Here is a 15,865-nt window from a genome sequence, read left to right on the forward strand (position 1 = left end):
GGCTCAGGTCCGTCCACTGTGCCAGCGGACGGCGACGGCACCTGCGAAGTCGCCCGCGTGGGCGAAGCCTCCGAGCACCACCAGGTCGCCGTCCTCGACCTGTCGGGAGCTGATCGCGCGGTCCAGGGTGATCGGGATCGCCGCGCCGAAGAGGTTTCCGTACTCGTCGAAGGTGTGTAAGTGGCGTTCGGCCGGCAGTTGCAGCGCTTCCTGCCAGTTCCGTAGAAAAGTGCGGTTGGGCTGGTTGGTGATGAGGGCGTCGATGTCGGCGGTCGCCACGCCGAGCCGCCGGCACAGGTTCGTGACTACCTCGGGAACGAGGCGGTTCCCGCGTGCCAGGACCTTCGCGACGCTGGCCTCGGTGAACCCGATCCGCAGCTGGGACTCTCCCGGTTCCCAGTACTTGCGGCCGTCGTCGAGGGCTACGGTCATGTCACCGGCGTACTCGGCGATGTGCCGGGTCGCCACGTCGAGGACCGGCGCGTCGGACGACGTCGTCACGTACCCCACGCCGCAGCCGTCGCCCGGGATCGCGGCCTGGGTGAGCCGGCGCACCTGGGACTGGGTGAACCACTGACCCGCGGCGCTTTGGGCATTGCAGATCAGGGCGCTCCTCGCGTCGGTGGTGGCGAGGATCTGCCGGGCCAGTTTCAGCATGTACACGAAGGAGGCGCAGCCCGCGTTGGCCACGTCGACGAGCCACTCCGGGTTCAGGCCCAGTCGGCGCGCCACCTCGGTGCCTGCGCCCACGAACGGCAGGTCCGGCAACTGGCTGTGCACCAACAGCACGTCGACGCCCCGGATCTCGTCCCTGCCGTGTCGTTCGATCAGAGGCTGTACGGCGCGTTCGACCATGTCCGCGTTCGTCTCGTCGGCGGCCACGTGGTGCCGTAACGGCGGGACCCTGAACATCGGGTGGTCGCGCAGCTTGTCCTCGGCTCCGGGATACTCGGTGTAGAACTTCGCGGGCACCGGCTCGCCGGGAAGATAGCTCGCGACGTCGGTGAGGCTGACCGTCGTCACCGCGCCACCTCCCTTGACGGAGCCACGCTGACCGGGAGGCTGTTGCGGTGGCGGTGTTCCAGGATCGCCTTGAGGTTGTTCATCTCCACGGTGTGCCCCGCGTAGAAGAGATCCCAGTAGTCGCCCACCCAGGGCCGGTCCGGGCGGGGAGCCCTCTCGGGATGGGGGTTGGCGTCGTAGTAGGGGTGCCGGCAATTGGTCCATGTGATCACCGAACCCGGCTTGTCCAGCACCAGCTGCGCCGGGACGACGCGCATCAGGTAGATCATCCACAGCTTCTCGCCCTGGTCCCAGGAGCAGTGGTAGTCCACGGTCATGGCGTCGGGGTTGGCGACCACCTCGCAGTAGATCCTGGTGTCGTCCTCCAGCCGGTCGTGGCCGACCCACAGCCCCGGTGTGCCGGAGGGCGCGAAGTCCCGCAGGCTGCAGGTCCATTCCTCCAGGTGGTGCCCCTGGCGCAGGTAGTCGTAGGCCGCCTCCGGGGGGCAGTCGACGTACTCGTGAAGGGTGCAGTACTGCCCGTAGACCTGATGGTGGGGGTAGACGGCGTGGGTGAGCTCGATGCAGTGGGCGGTCAGTTCCTCCTTGCCGGCGTTCTCGATCCGGAGCAGGCCGGGGATGTCAGCCAACCTGGACGACTCCTCGTTCATCCGAACTCTCCCTTTTCGTCGTGTCGTTGGGGCGCGCGGTGCCGCCGGCGCTGTCGGTACGGGCCCGGAAGGGGAGGAACGGCGGGATCTCCCGTGGGTCGCAGTCCACCGCGACGAACGCGGGGCCGCTGCCCGCATTGCCGCGCAGCAGTGCCGCGCGCAGCTGCGCCACGTCGCCGGCCCCCGTGGTGTCGAGCGAGGGGAAGGCGGCGGCCATTCCGGCGGCGAGGTCGGTCCGGGCGAACGAGTCGTCGGTGCGGACACCGCCCTGGAAGAACTCCTCGCGCAGCGCGCACATGGCGTGGGCGTTGTTGTTGAAGATCACGAAGGTCACTGGTGCCGCGTACTCCACGGCGGTGTGCACTTCCATTCCGTGCATGAAGAAGGCCCCGTCCCCGGCGAGGACGTAGGTGCGTCGACCGGTGGCGAGCGCGGCACCGATGCCGGCACCGAAGGTGTAGCCCATGCCGCCCATGCCGACGGCCACCACGAAGCGGCCGCGGCGCGGTGCCGGCAGCAGATGGACGGCGCTGGCTCCCGCGTTGCCGGCGTCCACGAAGACGTGCGCGTCCTGGGGGAGTGCCGCCTCCACCGCGGCCACCGCCTGAAGGTGGGGGAGGGTCCGCTCAAGGGCACGGGGAGGCGGGCTCGTCGCGGGGGCGGGACGAGGGCCGGCGTGCCGGGGACAGGGACGGGGGAGGGCCGGCAGGCGGGCGCTCACCGCGAGCAGCGCCTCCCGCAGGTCCCCGCCCAGCGCGGTGCCTGCCACGAAGGGCGGTTCCGGACCGACGCAGAGGACATCGGTCGCGGCCAGGGCCCGGTCGAGGCCGCCGCGTGCCAGCAGCGGCAGCCGGGTACCGACCAGCAGGCACACGTCGGCCCGTCGCAGGCAGTCTTCGACGTTGTCGTGGCCCATCACCCCGGCCACGCCTGCGAAGCGGGGATCGCGGTTGTCGAAGACGTCCTTGGCGTCCGGGGTGACCGCCACCCAGGCCCCGAGGCGACCTGCCAGTTCGGCCAGCTCGGTACGCGCGTCGGCGGCGGCGACGTCCTCACCGGCGATGACGAGGACGCGGCCGGCCGCACGAAGGGTCTCCGACACGGTGGTGAGGGTGGCTTCGTCGAGCCGCGCCACCGGTGCCGACGGCGCCGGCCCGCCCGGGGGAGCGGCCGCGTGGCCGCCGGGCACCCGGATCCGCGCCTGCTGCACGTCCTTGGGCAGCAACAGCACGGCCGGTCCACGTGGAACGGTCTGTGCCGCCGCCAGTGCCCGGGGCAGCAACTCAACGAGCGAGTCCGCGTCATCCACCCGGGCGCAGAACCGCGAGACGGGGGCGAACACCTCCCGGGCGTCGAAGGAGCCCGCCTTGCCGCTGGAGTCCTGGAATGCCCCGTGGCCTTCCTGGCCGCTCGGCGGCTGACCCACCAGGGCCAGCACCGGCACCCGCGAGGCATGGGCCTCCGCCAGGCCCGGTATGAGATTCATCGCCCCACCGCCCGAGGTGGCCGCGACGACGCCGAGGCGCCCGGTGGTGCGTGCGTACCCGTCGGCCATGGTGACGGCAGAGAACTCGTGCTTGGCGACGATGCCGCGTACGGCGCCGCTGCGGTGCACGGCGTCGTACAGGTCCTCGATGTTCGCGCCGCCGACGCCGAATACGTGGGAGACGCCGGCTCCGGCGAGTTCCGTGACCAGATGGTCGACCAGGCGTGCCGTTTCCGCGTCGCGCAGGTGGGAGGTCGTGCCGGTCATAAGGGGTTCCTATCCCTCGTGTGGTGCCGGTCGACGAGGCCGGCCGGCGAGATGACCTGAAAGCGGTGTCGGTATTCCTTGGGGGTGAGCCCCAGGGTTCGTGCGAAGGAGCGGAAGAAGGTCTCGGGGGCGGCGAATCCGCAACGGCCGGCTATCTGGCTGATCGCCAGTTCGGTGGTCTCCAGCAGTTCGCGCGCCCGGGCGATGCGGGTCCGCTCGACGTACTGGCCGGGTGTCGTGCCCACCTCGCGCCGGAAGACGCGGGCGAAGTTGCGCTCACTCATGTTGGCCTGCCGGGCGATCTCGGCCACGGGCAGCGGGTTGTGCAGGTTGCCCAGAATCCACTCCTGCGCTGCCCTGATCGGCGGGTGATCGGCCAACTGGGCGTCGAGGACGGCGCTGTACTGGGACTGCCCTCCGTGCCGCTTGAGGAACAGGACCAGAAACCGTGCCGTCTCCAGGGCGAGCGCCGCACCGTGATCGGCCTCCACCAGAGCCAGCGCCATGTCGATGCCCGTCGACACGCCCGCGGAGGTCACGAAGCGGCCGTCCCAGACGAAGATCGGCTCGGCGTCCACCGCCACCTCCGGATAGCGGCACGCCATCGCTTCGCTGTACGCCCAGTGGGTGGTGGCGCGCCTGCCGTCGAGGAGGCCCGCCTCCGCCAGCAGAAAGGATCCGCCACATACGGAGGCGACCCTGCGCGAACGTGCTGCCGCCCCACGGATCCAGGAGACCAGCACCCGGTCCCGCAGTGCGTTCTGGAGACTCCAGCCGCCCGGCACGAGGAGCGTGTCGATCGGTCCCTGCCCCGCCTCCAGGGGCGCGGCTTCCACCACCACTCCTGAACTCGTGCGCACCAGTGGTGCGTCGGCGGAGACGAAGTCGACGCGGTAGCGGGCGCCCGACGGGTCGAGGAGCCTGTTGGCGGTATCGAACACTTCAATCGGTCCGGTGATGTCCAGGGCCATCGCTCCCGCGTACACCACCACAACAACACGTCGCTCCAACACAGTCGCAGTCTGTATGGGCAATCGCACTGGCTGCAATGACAGATTACTGACGTATCCGGCCAAGAGCGGCCGGCGGATCGCGGAGAGGGGTGCTGGCCAGGCAGTTCGTGTGCCTGGGCGGACGGCGCTGGGTGGGGCGGCTCACAGGGCGTTGGCGCAGTGGTACGGGGCGGCGACTCATTGCCGTGCCACCGGAATGTCCAGCTCGAAGTGGTCTGCCGCGTGGGTGAGTTCCCCCTGACGGGCCCGCAACGGGAGGTCTTCGCAGCCCGGCCCATGGGTTGGGCGCGGCGGGTGGCGGCTGATCCTCTGGTGCGTGCGGTGGCGGTGGCGCTCCTGCAGGCGCTCGCCGCCCGCCTTGAGCGGCCTGGAGCTGTGGGTGGTGTGTCCGGTAAGCGTGGAGGGCGCGTCTGTCCGGCTCGTTAGCTGCCTTGCGGTACGCCGGGAGGCGACCCTGGAAACCTCTCCTGGAACTACCTCGCCAACCAGGTGCGGGAAGCCGACGCCGTCGGCAAGCTCGTCAAGCCGTAATACCCAACGGGGCACCTGACCGGCCGTGTCGTTCGGCGAGACCTGACCAGGTCGCGCCGAACGACACGGCTCCGTCCACGGCCCACCCCACCGGGGCGGAACAGGGCTGCCCCGGCAGTGCATCTCGGTCTCCTGTTGACCGGCCCCGGCACGCGGATCCCCGCGCCCATGCCGCGGTGAGCGTGTAGAGGTAGAGCACGGCGTCGTCGTCGTGCAGGTACGGCGGGGCGATCCTGCCCTTCCACTTGGGGGGCGACGAGGGCGAGTGGGTTGCGCGGCGCGTCCGAGCCCACGGCCGCGGTGCCGTGCAGGAAGCTGAGGGCGAGGGGCGGAGACGGCGACCCCGGCCCCTGCGGGTGCTTGAAGGAGGCGTGCAGCTTCGAGAATCCGGCGGGCTTGTAGTGGAGAGGCCGGCCCTGCTGCTTCCAGGGGGCGAAGTCCTGCAGGGGCTGCAGTGGTACGACGTCGGGGACGAGGGGGTCGGTGGCGAGCTGGTTGTCGATGCGGACGCCGTGGTACCGGCTGTCGTCGACGATCAGCGTCAGGACGATGTGTCGGGAAGCGGGCCTTGAAAGCGGCCTTGGTGTCGTCCTGTCGGGTCGGGGAGTCGCCGCCGGCGTAGACGAGCAGGGGTGCTGGTACCAGCTCTTGGTGGGGGCGCCGAGGGCGAGGCGTCCGTTGCATTCCTCGTCGTACTCGGGCAGCCGCGTCCAGGGGTTTTGCTCCTGTTGGCGGAGCTGCTGCGGCGCCGCCTTGTGCGGGACTCTGGGCGTACGTGTATGCCCGGCTTCATCGCGTTGGAGGTCCAGGAGCAGGGGAAACGCTGCCGCATCGCATTCCCGAGGGCCGACTCGGATGCATGGCCGGATACGCCCTACGTGACAGATTGGCCGATTTTAAGACCGCGGCGTTGCCGGGGAGTTGGCGCGGGGACATGATCACTGCTCGTATCAACCTGATCACTCATCCGGGAGCCGATACGTGATACGCCCAACTGCTTTCCGCGTTCTCTCTACCGCCTCCGCCTCCGCCTCGGCCGCCGCGGCCCCCGCCCTGCCCCTCGCCCAGGGAGCCCGGGCCGTCGCCCCGACTCCCGTCGCCCCGGCGACCGTCGCTGTCGGCCATCCCAGTCAGGTCCACCTGTCGACAGCGACTTCATGCGCTCCCACCTGCGCGTCGAGGTCCGCTGCGGCGACCCCGGCCCCCCGGACCGAGCCCGCGTCGTCGGCTCGGCGGCGACGCTGATGTAGCGAGGCACCGGTGCCGCCCGACCCGGGCGGCGCGCCGGCCACGAGGCCATGACCGGCGACGGCCGCACCGCCACAGCCGTCCCCCGCCTTTGCCGCATTCTCTTCCGTCTCGTGGCTGCGTTCCTTCCTGTCGCCGGCGCAGCGACCCAGGACAGCGCGGCCGAGGTCCGGACCGGCTGCTTACCGCAGACCCTTCGTTGCGTCGTTCGCTCGCATGCCCCGCATCACGGGATTCCACAACAAGGGAGTTACTGATTTCATGTATAAGCGTCGGAGTTTACTCGCCTTCGCCACTCTGGGTGCGGTGATATGTACCGCTGGAGTCATGCCGCCGTCGGTCAGTCATGCCGCCAGCGGCGGCGAGGGGGAAACGGAGGAGTCCTACGCCGAAACGCACGGTCTGACGGCGGAGGATGTGAAGAACATCAACGCACTGAACAAGAGAGCTCTGACTGTGGGGCAACCCGGCAATTCTCCGGTGGAATTGCCGCCGAGTGTCACTGCGCTCTTCCGGGCTCCCGACGCTGTCGATGACAGGGTGACCCCTCCCGCCGAGCCGCTCAGCAGGATGCCTGACGCGTACCGGGCCCAGGGAGGTCGGGCCACTACGGTCGTCAACAACTACATACGCAAGTGGCAGCAGGTCTACAGTCACCACGACGGCAGGCAACAGCAAATGACCGAAGAGCAGCGAGAAAAGCTGTCCTACGGCTGCGTCGGCGTCACCTGGGTCAATTCGGGCCCCTACCCGACGAATAAATTAGCGTTCGCATTCTTCGACGAGAACAAGTACCAGAACGATCTGGAAAACAGCAGGCCACGACCCAACGAGACGCAGGCGGAGTTCGAGGGGCGCATCGCCAAGGACAGTTTCGATGAGGGGAAGGGGTTCAAGCGGGCGCGCGATGTGGCGTCCGTGATGAACAAGGCTCTGGAGAGTGCCCACAACGAGGGGACTTACCTCGACAACCTCAAGACAGAGCTCACGAACAAAAATGACGCTCTGCGCTACGAGGGCAGCAGCTCGAACTTTTACTCGGCGTTGGGGGATACCCCCTCCTTCAAGGAACGGGATGGAGGCAACTACGACCCATCCAAGATGAAGGCAGTGGTCTACTCGAAGCACTTCTGGAGCGGGCAGGACCAGCGGGGCTCCGCCGACAAGAGGAAGTACGGCGACCCGGATGCCTTCCGCCCCGACCAGGGCACAGGCCTGGTCGACATGTCGAAGGACCGGAATATTCCGCGCAGTCCCGCCAAACCTGGCGAAAGTTGGGTCAATTTCGACTACGGCTGGTTCGGGGCCCAGACGGAAGCGGATGCCGACAAAACCATATGGACACACGCCAACCACTATCACGCGCCCAACGGCGGCATGGGCCCCATGAACGTATACGAGAGCAAGTTCCGGAACTGGTCTGCCGGGTACTCGGACTTCGACCGCGGAACCTACGTCATCACGTTCATACCCAAGAGCTGGAACACCGCCCCCGCCGAGGTGAAGCAGGGCTGGCCGTAAACAGAGCCGGGTAGGAGGACCGGTGGCCGCTCACCGTTCCGGTGCCCGACCGGAACCGGCTGGAGCTGCAATCGGTGCTGATCAACGCCGTGTGCCGCTCGTCCCCGGGACCGAGAGGCGGTCCGGCTCATCACCGAACCAAGCACCCCGGTCGTCGACGCGGTCGTGGGCTGGGGCGCCGGGCGCTGTTGACGTGAGAGGCGCCGGGATCGCTGCGAGACTGGGTGCGGAAGGGGTGATTCCCGTGCCAGACCCATCGCAGGCGCCCGCCGATCCCGGCGCCGCCGTCGACGAGAGTCGGCTGGAAGAGCTGATCACCGAGGCGCAGATCGTCCTTCCGGTAGAATTGTCCGCACTGGCGAACCGGTGTGCCTCGGCCCTCGGCCTGAATACGGCACTGATCTACCTCGTCGACCTGCAGCAACGGCTGCTCGTCCCGCTCGACGAGGCCCTGGAAGTGCTGCCGGTGGACGCCTCGCAGGCCGGCTGGGCGTACCGCACGGTCTCCCCGCGGGTGACGGACGACGGCGACGACGTGGTCATCTGGCTGCCGCTGGTCGACGGTGCGGAGCGGCTGGGGGTGCTGGCGGTGCGGACCGCCCCACTGGACGGGCCACGGATGCGCCGCTCTCGGATTCTGGCCGATCTGCTCGCGATGGTCGTCACCTCCAAGCGCGCCTACAGCGACTGGATCGCCGCTCGCACCCGCACCGCGACCATGCAGCTGCCGGCCGAGTTGGTGCGGGCATTCCTGCCGCCCCGCACCATCGGCAGCAGGCAGTGCGTCTCGACCGCGGTGCTGGAGCCGGCGTACGACCTCGGCGGGGACGCCTTCGACCATGCGGTGGTCAAGCAGGTGCTGCACACCATGATCCTCGACGGCATGGGACACGATCTGGCCTCCGGTCTGGCCACCTCGGTGGCCATGGCCGGCGCGCGGAACGCCCGCCGCAGCGGCGCCGATCTGCCCGACCTCGTCGGCTCCGTCGACCGTGCGCTCACACAGTGGCTGCCCGACCACTTCTGCACCGGTGTGGTGTGCCGGCTCGACGCCGACGTCGGGGAGTTGCGCTGGATCAACTGCGGGCACCCGCCACCGCTGCTCATCCGTGCCAAGCGGGTACTCGAAGGGGCGCTGGACAGCCCCCCGCAGCCGCCGATCGGCCTGTACGTCGAATCCGACCCACCCGCCCGGCAGGTCTACGAGACCACACTCGAACCGGGCGACCGCGTCTTGCTCTACACCGACGGTGTGGTCGACGCACGCGACGCCAACGGCGTTGAGTTCGGCCTCGAACGGTTCACGGCCTTCATCATCCGCGCCTCCGCCGCCGGCGAGCGCCCCGCCGAGGTGCTGCGGCTGCTCATCCACGCCATCCTCGACTACCAGCACAACAGCCTGCCGGACGATGCCACGATCCTGCTCTTCGAATGGCACCCGCAGCACCCGCCGCAACAGCCGTGAAGGAGCATTACGCGCTCCCGGCTGCCCGTTGCCGAGGTCATGGATGATCTTCTGGCCGCCTGCACCAGTGGTCAGGAGAAGATTGCGTGCACCTGGTCGACTGCTTCAGGCCCATAGCCAACCGTGCCGACGGGGACTGCGCCATCGATCGCGTCGATGATGCGCCCGGCCCAAACGGGACCGAATCCTCCGCACAGCTCGATCAGTTGCACGCCCTCGCTCACCAGGCGACGCGCGACCTCAAGGCCCTGGTCGGGCTTCTCCACCCCCACGAGGACAGTGCGGCACTTGCCGGTGTCCACGACGTTGACATCGCCGCCTGCGGCACTGCCGGCCGCCGTGTAGATGAATCCCCAGTGTGTGAGCGCCATGCGTGTGGACCTCCTATGACCGTCGAAGCCACCAGCGAAACAGAAGCAGGGTGAGAACGCTCCGGATCGGGGATGACCCACGTGTGATCCACACCTCACTCCCGATGTCGGAGCGATGGCCAGGGGGGCCGATCGCCTCGCGTGTGTGGATGTCCTCCGAGCCGCCGCATGCCGCCAGGCCGGCTACCCCCGCGCTCGGCCGGTGCTGAAGCCGAGTCCGGCGCCGCGGACTCCCGCGTCCCGGGTAACCCACCCAGCCCGATCCCGCCTGCGGACCCGACTTGCCATTTCTATCGATAATCAATAGATTTCCATCGTGGATCGATCAGGGGAGTGGCATTGGGAAAGCTGACAGTGCTCGCGCTGCGTGCCGTGATGGTGGCGCTGCACGCCGGATCGGTGTGTGCCCAGGCGGTGATGGTGGCGATGTTGACGGGCGCCGTGGAGGTGAGCTTCCTTGCGGGCCGCCGCACTCCGGTCCTCGTGATCGCAGTCCTGGGCGTCGTGACGGTCCAGGTCGTCCTGGTCTCCGTGTGGCGGCTGGTGACGATGATGCAACGCGGAACCGTGTTCTCCTACGGCGCATTCCGCTACGTCCATCTCGTGATCGGCGCGTTCGTGGCGGCCGCGCTTCTGGTGTTCGCGCTCGGGGTGGTGCTGGCGTCCGGCAACGTCGTGCCCCCGGGAGTCGTGGCCCTGCTGGGCGGGGTGGGCCTGGCGGTCTTCGGGGTGGCGCTCATCGTGCTCGTGCTGCGGATGCTGCTCGCACAGGCCGTCGCACGTGATGTCGAGGCGTCGCAGCTGGGAGCCGAGTTGGCCGAGGTGATCTGATGCCGATCGCCGTCGACATCGATGTGATGCTGGCCAAGCGGAAGATGTCCGTGGGCGAACTCGCGGACCGGGTGGGGATCACACCCGCCAACCTGGCGGTGCTCAAGAACGGCCGCGCCAAGGCGGTGCGCTTCACCACGCTTGCCGCGCTGTGCGAGGTGCTTGAGTGCCAGCCCGGAGACCTGCTGCGCTGGGAGCCCGATGACCCCGGGGATCCGGACAAGGCTGCGCACGAATCCGGAGCATCCGTCCCAGCCGGACCTTCGCCTCGGTGACCACAGCCGCGGTGGTCGGCCGCCCGTACACGATCGCCAGGTACGCCCTCGACGATCCCTGCCGCGCGACTCACCCCGCCCGATCTTCGGCGAGCGCCCGAGTGACGACCTGAGGACGACGTTCGCACACCTCACTTTCGCGGCCCGGGCCGTCGCCGTAGTGCCCGCGGCCGATCGGCGCCTGCTGTGCGCCGAACGCCCCGATGACGAACTCGACAAGGAACAGGGCAGACATGACGACAGCACGCCTCTCATACCGTCTCGGGGCCACTGCCAGTGCCGACGTACTGGTGGTCGGGGCCGGGCTGGCCGGACTGAACACCGCCACACTCCTCGCCCGACAAGGCCACGACGTGCTTCTGGCCGAACGCCGAACCAGCCTTGCCGGCGCGATCCGCACCACCGGAATCTTCGTGCGGAAGACACTCGACGACTTCCCGCTGCCCGCGAACTGCCTCGGACCACCGATCCGACGTGTGGTCCTCTACCCCCCTGACCTGCGCCGGCCGGTCAGCCTCAGCAGCCTCCGCGACGAGTACCGGGTGGGCGACATGGCACCCCTCTACGAAGCGTCCGCCGCCACCGCCGTCGACGCCGGTGTCCGCATAGCACTGGGCACGCGCTACACCGGCCGACAGGGCACCACCTTCCACCTGGCCGGACGCGACGGACCGACCACGGTCCGAGCCCGCTTCGTCGTCGGCGCCGACGGGGCCCGCTCAAGAGTCGCCCGCGACCTCGCTCTCGACCGCAACCATCACCTGATCGTCGGCGCCGAGGAGGTCTTCGCACTACCCGGAAGCGACCAGCCGCCGACCTTCCACTGCGTACTCGACCCCTCCCTTGCCCCCGGCTACCTGGCCTGGGTGGTGAACGACGGGCAACATGCCCATGTCGGAGTCGCAGGCTATGCCGACCGCTATCCGGACGGTCTTCGCCGTGCCATGGAGCGGTTCAGCGCCTCAGCGCCCGGACTGACCGGTCTCGAACGTCCCGAAACGGTGGAGCGGCGCGCAGGGCCCATACCCGTCGGCGGCCTGCTGCGCCGGATCAGCTGCGCCGACGGGCTTCTCGTGGGGGATGCAGCGGGCGCGGTCTCCCCACTCACCGCCGGCGGCCTGGACCCGTGCCTACGGCAGTCGAAACTCGCGGCCGAGGTCCTCAACGACGCATTGTGCACCGGGAATCCGGACACGATGAGCCACTACGACGGAGCCGCACTCCGCCCCCACTTCCGCGGACGACTCACGCTGCGCCGGGCATGGGCCCACGTACGGACGCCTGCCACAGCGGCAGCGGTGTTCCCCCTGCTACGCACCCCGTTCGGCCGGGCCGCGGCAAGCCGAGTCCTCTTCGGCGACAGATCCTTCCCCGACCCCACACCCAAGTGAACTCACTGAGCGAGAGGCCAAGCCCATGCCTTCATTCCCCATATCAGCGCCCACGAAGCTCATCACCATGATGGCAGGGCTGGTTGTTACCTGTGGACTCCTGTCGGCTTGCGGTGCCGAGAGTGCCAAGAGTTCCGACGTGACGTACAAAGCCTGGACCGAAGGAGGCAATCTGAAATCCGCCAGGTACGACTACATCGATGGCCTCAACGGCGCGGTAAGCATGCAAGCCGAGGTGAGCGGAGCCAAGTGGAGCACACAGGAGGACGGCGGGCACAGCCCACGCCTCGAAGTCGTGCCTACCGGCAAGGGCGTGGCGCACTGCCTCCTGAGGGACGGCGACGGCCGCGTTCTGGACCAACAGAAGGGCGCAGCAGGGCGGTCGGTCACATGCTCTGCCCAGCGGTAGTACGCCCCCCGGCCGCTTCCCGCCGTGTGCGAGTGGTCCGTTCAGATCCGTTCCGACCAAGGCACGGGGCGCTCGTCGGCCAGAATGTGACGTAAAGAGCCGGCAATTGCCGGTCACTCCGCATTAGGCCTGGGCCTGGTTCGTTGTCCGGACTGGTTCGGGCGTCCCGCACCACATCCGCATCAGAAGGCTTCTGCTCGTGCTGTCGGTCCGGAGCCCGAGGGTGCACGCTTTCGGAATCATGATTGCCGGTGGGCGGGAGAGGGCGGGAGAGACACCCCCTGGGTGCACCTTGCTGGTCAGGCCGTCAGCTGATGCTTTGTCACCGTTTCTGAACTGGTGTGTGAACCGCCTCGGCAGTTGCCCCGTACAGCCCCGTGTGCGCGGCCCCGATGGCCGCGGCGATACGCAGCGAGGGAAGGAATCGGCATGGCCGGCGGCAACATCAAGATCAGCCCGGACGAGATGCGGGAGGCGTCGACCTGGCTGCAGAACCAGAAGGAACTGATGCAGCAGAGCCTCCACGAGGCCAACACCAAGATGGACGAGATGGTCGAGGCGGCCTACGCCACCCCCGGCTCCGAGTCCAAGTTCCGTCCGTACTGGGAGGAGTACAAGAACGGAACCGAGAAGGCGATCGAGGGCCTGCAGGGCGTCAGCGAGTTCATCAAGCAGGTCGCCGACGCGTTCGTCGACACCGACGACCAGACGTCCGGCTCCATCGGCTGACGTGCCCCCGCACCGTCCGGCCCCGCTCTCCCTGTGAGGGCGGGGCCGGACGCCGGAGCAGGAGAGGAGACACCGATGGGGCGCATCAGCGTTCCCGTGCAGGATCTGAAGGACACGGCCAAGGAGCTCCAGAACATCGGGGATCTGATCGGGGACTCCGCCTCGCTCTACCACGCCGCGGGCGACCGGAAGGACTTCAAGAGCGTCGCCGGCGACAGCAAGCTCGCGCACGCCCTCGACGAATTCGACAAGGCGTGGGCGGCGGGTCACGAGCGGGTCCACGACAACGTGAAGACGTTCGCCAAGAACGTGGACACGATCTCCGAGAACTTCACGAAGACGGACGATATGGGGCCCGTTCGCACGCGGTGAGTTGGGATGTCCGGCGACGCGGGGCCGTCGTCCGGCTCGGCGTACCACGGCAGTCGAGCCCGGCGTCCGCAGCGTGGAGGGCTTCGTACGGCCGGTGACACGGTTCTCACCACCCTGCTGACTGCGCGGCTTCCGCAGCCCGTCGCCGAGAGATGATCTCCGGGCCCGCTCGGAGACCGTGGCCCGCTCAGAAGTCGTAGCAGACGTAGGTGCCCTCGGGCCCGCGGGCGATCCGGTCCGAGCCCCAGCAGTGGAGCATCGGCCCCACGCGGTACAGGGCGGCGCCACCGGCCAGCAGGACAAGGACGGCGAGCACGGCGGTCACGATCCGCATGGCCGTCATCCGCCGTACGAGCCACCAGGCCCCGGCGACCGCAAGCGCCCCCAGCCCCAGCATGACGGCCGACATCGGGGCGGTGTTGTTCTGGAGCCCCGGAAAGCGGTCCGGGTGCGCGGCCTGTTGTACGGCGGCGAAGGCGAAGAAGAACAGCAGCAGCCCGAGCAGCAACAGTCCGACGGAACCGACCCCGCGGCCGACGGCCCCGCCCCGGCTCCGCGGGACTCCGGTCGCCTCGGCGTCGTCCGCGCGCACGAGCCGCCGGTCGAGGACCGCCCGGAGCCGGTCCACCTCCTCCGGGCCCGCCACGGCCCGCTTGGGCAGGACGACGAAGCCGACGGCGGACTTGTCGGCGCTGAGAACCACGAACAGCTCCGGCGTCTCGACATAGCGCGAGTAGAGGTGCCAGTCGTGGCTGGCCGAGCTGTGCACGGTGGTGAGCCGGACCCCGGTGTCGTCGACCGTCCCGCGGATGTCCCCCTGCCGTTCGGCGAGCCGGTGGAGGCGGCGCGCCTGCAACCACGGCACCGCAGTCATGAAGGCGAGGGCGGCCACCACCCCCGCATACAGCGGCCACGGTCTGTCCCGGTGGCCGGAGCCGGCCGCCGACAGCAGGGCGCCGACGGTCGTGACCGCCACCGTCCAGACCAGCGCCCGGCGCTGAAAGCGTCCCGCGCCGATGCTCCTCGCGCGTGCCCGCAGCGCGGACGCCAGTTCGCCGACGGTCGGCCGGTAGGCCAGCTCCACCGGTCTCTCGGCGACCGCGTCTGTTTCCCGGCCCTCGGCCATGTCCCTCCCCGGTTCGGTGATCAAGCGGATCGTAGAGGCTCTCTCAGCCGCTCCGGCGACCTGGGGTCAGGAGAGCGCGCGCATCGCCGCTGAGTACGTCGTGACGACCACGCGGCGCCCGAGGAGCTTTGCGTCCACGCCGGCGGTTGGCGGTCGGGGGCACCGGCACACGTCGAGAGCTTCCCCGCGGTGTCGCGGTACAGCTCCTCTGACATGGGTGTCCGTGGACGAATGAGGCGGTAGGGGTGCGATGCGTGTCCGTGGTGCGACGCGGTTGCCGCGTCCGGTGTCTGCCTTACCCTTTCTTTCGGGTCGTCGGCTGCGCGTGCGTACATCGGCTGCGTGTGCCTCCATACGGGACCGATGCGACCGATGCCTCACCCGAATCGTCCGAACAGGAGTGAGCCGCTCGTGTCCTCGTCCGCCCCGGCCGGGGCCTCTTCGCGACCTGTCCGCGTGTTGCTGGTGGAGGACGACGACCTGATGCGACGGTCCTTCACCGTCGCCTTGGAGCGTTACGGCTACGAGATGCAGGCCGCGGCCGACGGTCTTACGGGCCTTGAGCTCTTCCGTGACGAAAGCTTCGACCTGCTGATCCTGGACGTGATGCTGCCCGGTCTGGACGGGATCGGCCTGTGCCGCAGGGTTCGGGAGACCAGCTTGGTGCCCGTTTTGATGATGTCCGCGCGCGGCGACGGGCTCGATGTCGTCGCCGGTCTGGAGGCCGGGGCGGACGACTACGTGGTCAAGCCCGTGGACACGTACGTGCTGGTGGCGCGCATCCGCTCGCTGCTGCGGCGGGCGACCTACGCGCCCGCCCCGGGACCCGGGCGGGCCGCGGACGAGGGGCCGCCGTCCGAGGGGGAGGTGCTGGTGTTCGGGGACCTGAGCATCGACACCGCCGGCATGGAGGTGTGCGTCTCCGGAAGCCCGGTGGCGCTGACCCCGACCGAACTGAAGCTGCTGCTGGAGTTCGCCGCCCACCCGGGTGTCGTGCTGGAGCGGCACACCCTGCTGCGCAATGTCTGGGAGTACGGCTGGGACGGCGACAGCCGGGTGGTGGATCTGTGTGTGCAGCGGCTGCGCCGGAAGCTGGGGCGGGAGCGGATCGAAACGGTCCGCGGCTTCGGCTACAAGCTCAGGCGCTGAGGGCGGTG

At 68.9% G+C, this 15,865-nt stretch carries 16 protein-coding genes; 9 read left to right on the plus strand and 7 right to left on the minus strand.

All coding sequences use genetic code 11. From position 1 onward, the window contains the following. Nucleotides 1–3 precede the first annotated feature (3 nt). The 4 genes from BKA18_RS27995 to BKA18_RS28010 are packed head-to-tail and all read right to left on the minus strand — an operon-like array spanning nt 4 to nt 4,439. The gene (locus tag BKA18_RS27995; protein WP_366046545.1) at nt 4–1,023 is read right to left on the minus strand and encodes a 3-oxoacyl-ACP synthase III family protein; all 1,020 of its coding nucleotides are present in this window, start codon (nt 1,021–1,023) and stop codon (nt 4–6) included. Further along, nucleotides 1,020–1,652 carry an SRPBCC family protein gene (locus tag BKA18_RS28000; RefSeq protein WP_366046546.1) on the minus strand — a complete coding sequence of 211 codons (633 nt, stop codon included), beginning with the start codon at nt 1,650–1,652 and terminating at the stop codon, nt 1,020–1,022. The genes BKA18_RS27995 and BKA18_RS28000 overlap by 4 nt, the downstream gene beginning before the upstream one ends. Beyond that, complete coding sequence (locus BKA18_RS28005) at nt 1,645–3,426, minus strand: thiamine pyrophosphate-binding protein (RefSeq protein ID WP_366046547.1); 1,782 nt, start codon at nt 3,424–3,426, stop codon at nt 1,645–1,647. Before BKA18_RS28005 ends, BKA18_RS28000 begins: the two co-directional genes overlap by 8 nt. Beyond that, nucleotides 3,423–4,439, minus strand: coding sequence for a GlxA family transcriptional regulator (locus tag BKA18_RS28010; RefSeq protein WP_366046548.1), 1,017 nt, complete (start codon nt 4,437–4,439; stop codon nt 3,423–3,425). The genes BKA18_RS28005 and BKA18_RS28010 overlap by 4 nt, the downstream gene beginning before the upstream one ends. 902 nt (nt 4,440–5,341) lie before the next feature. Between BKA18_RS28010 and BKA18_RS28015 the strand changes: the two genes are divergently transcribed. The 3 genes from BKA18_RS28015 to BKA18_RS28025 all read left to right on the plus strand — a co-directional run bounded on the left by BKA18_RS28015 (nt 5,342) and on the right by BKA18_RS28025 (nt 9,204). Continuing rightward, nucleotides 5,342–5,542: a hypothetical protein gene (locus tag BKA18_RS28015; protein WP_366046549.1), complete on the plus strand. Its 201-nt coding sequence runs from the start codon at nt 5,342–5,344 to the stop codon at nt 5,540–5,542. A 937-nt stretch (nt 5,543–6,479) separates the two neighbouring features. Beyond that, entirely contained in the window at nt 6,480–7,739 is a 1,260-nt protein-coding gene (locus BKA18_RS28020) for a protein-glutamine gamma-glutamyltransferase (protein ID WP_366046550.1), read from the plus strand. 244 nt (nt 7,740–7,983) lie between these two features. Continuing rightward, complete coding sequence (locus BKA18_RS28025) at nt 7,984–9,204, plus strand: PP2C family protein-serine/threonine phosphatase (protein WP_366046551.1); 1,221 nt, start codon at nt 7,984–7,986, stop codon at nt 9,202–9,204. A gap of 71 nt (nt 9,205–9,275) precedes the next feature. On the opposite strand, the gene BKA18_RS28030 is transcribed toward BKA18_RS28025, so the two are convergent. Then, a complete protein-coding gene (locus BKA18_RS28030) occupies nt 9,276–9,575 on the minus strand; it encodes a DUF6506 family protein (RefSeq protein ID WP_366046552.1) in 300 nt (99 codons plus the stop codon). Between the two features lie 339 nt (nt 9,576–9,914). On the opposite strand from BKA18_RS28030, the gene BKA18_RS28035 reads away from it, so the two are divergent. Both BKA18_RS28035 and BKA18_RS28040 read left to right on the plus strand, forming a co-directional pair. Next, nucleotides 9,915–10,406, plus strand: coding sequence for a DUF2975 domain-containing protein (locus BKA18_RS28035; protein ID WP_366046553.1), 492 nt, complete (start codon nt 9,915–9,917; stop codon nt 10,404–10,406). Continuing rightward, the gene (locus tag BKA18_RS28040) at nt 10,406–10,681 is read left to right on the plus strand and encodes a helix-turn-helix domain-containing protein (protein ID WP_366046554.1); all 276 of its coding nucleotides are present in this window, start codon (nt 10,406–10,408) and stop codon (nt 10,679–10,681) included. Before BKA18_RS28035 ends, BKA18_RS28040 begins: the two co-directional genes overlap by 1 nt. Before the next feature lie 70 nt (nt 10,682–10,751). Here the strand turns inward: BKA18_RS28040 and BKA18_RS28045 are convergent, their stop codons facing one another. Next, complete coding sequence (locus tag BKA18_RS28045; protein ID WP_366046555.1) at nt 10,752–10,916, minus strand: hypothetical protein; 165 nt, start codon at nt 10,914–10,916, stop codon at nt 10,752–10,754. Between BKA18_RS28045 and BKA18_RS28050 the strand changes: the two genes are divergently transcribed. The 3 genes from BKA18_RS28050 to BKA18_RS28060 all read left to right on the plus strand — a co-directional run bounded on the left by BKA18_RS28050 (nt 10,915) and on the right by BKA18_RS28060 (nt 13,582). Further along, nucleotides 10,915–12,072, plus strand: coding sequence for an FAD-dependent oxidoreductase (locus tag BKA18_RS28050; RefSeq protein WP_366046556.1), 1,158 nt, complete (start codon nt 10,915–10,917; stop codon nt 12,070–12,072). The two genes, BKA18_RS28045 and BKA18_RS28050, sit on opposite strands and share 2 nt — an antisense overlap. Before the next feature lie 838 nt (nt 12,073–12,910). Beyond that, complete coding sequence (locus BKA18_RS28055; protein WP_168482238.1) at nt 12,911–13,210, plus strand: WXG100 family type VII secretion target; 300 nt, start codon at nt 12,911–12,913, stop codon at nt 13,208–13,210. A gap of 75 nt (nt 13,211–13,285) precedes the next feature. Continuing rightward, on the plus strand, nt 13,286–13,582 hold the full coding sequence (locus tag BKA18_RS28060; RefSeq protein ID WP_366046557.1) for a hypothetical protein: 297 nt from the start codon (nt 13,286–13,288) through the stop codon (nt 13,580–13,582). 187 nt (nt 13,583–13,769) lie between these two features. Here BKA18_RS28060 and BKA18_RS28065 read toward each other — a convergent pair whose 3' ends face one another. Beyond that, nucleotides 13,770–14,732, minus strand: coding sequence for a YcxB family protein (locus tag BKA18_RS28065; RefSeq protein WP_366046558.1), 963 nt, complete (start codon nt 14,730–14,732; stop codon nt 13,770–13,772). 432 nt (nt 14,733–15,164) lie between these two features. Between BKA18_RS28065 and cseB the strand changes: the two genes are divergently transcribed. Then, nucleotides 15,165–15,857 (plus strand): two-component system response regulator CseB, encoded by a 693-nt coding sequence (gene cseB, locus BKA18_RS28070; RefSeq protein WP_366046559.1) that lies wholly within the window; start codon nt 15,165–15,167, stop codon nt 15,855–15,857. Nucleotides 15,858–15,865 lie beyond the last annotated feature (8 nt).

Source organism: Streptomyces auratus, assembly GCF_050433025.1.
Lineage (GTDB): Bacteria > Actinomycetota > Actinomycetes > Streptomycetales > Streptomycetaceae > Streptomyces > Streptomyces sioyaensis.

Bases quoted from the DNA above. Each gene is read 5' to 3' on its own strand.
- BKA18_RS28060 (WP_366046557.1), top strand. From the start codon at position 13,286: ATGGGGCGCATCAGCGTTCCCGTGCAGGATCTGAAGGACACGGCCAAG.
- BKA18_RS28045 (WP_366046555.1), bottom strand. From the start codon at position 10,916: ATGTCTGCCCTGTTCCTTGTCGAGTTCGTCATCGGGGCGTTCGGCGCA.
- BKA18_RS28005 (WP_366046547.1), bottom strand. From the start codon at position 3,426: ATGACCGGCACGACCTCCCACCTGCGCGACGCGGAAACGGCACGCCTG.
- BKA18_RS28040 (WP_366046554.1), top strand. From the start codon at position 10,406: ATGCCGATCGCCGTCGACATCGATGTGATGCTGGCCAAGCGGAAGATG.
- BKA18_RS28020 (WP_366046550.1), top strand. From the start codon at position 6,480: ATGTATAAGCGTCGGAGTTTACTCGCCTTCGCCACTCTGGGTGCGGTG.
- BKA18_RS28055 (WP_168482238.1), top strand. From the start codon at position 12,911: ATGGCCGGCGGCAACATCAAGATCAGCCCGGACGAGATGCGGGAGGCG.
- BKA18_RS28050 (WP_366046556.1), top strand. From the start codon at position 10,915: ATGACGACAGCACGCCTCTCATACCGTCTCGGGGCCACTGCCAGTGCC.
- BKA18_RS28030 (WP_366046552.1), bottom strand. From the start codon at position 9,575: ATGGCGCTCACACACTGGGGATTCATCTACACGGCGGCCGGCAGTGCC.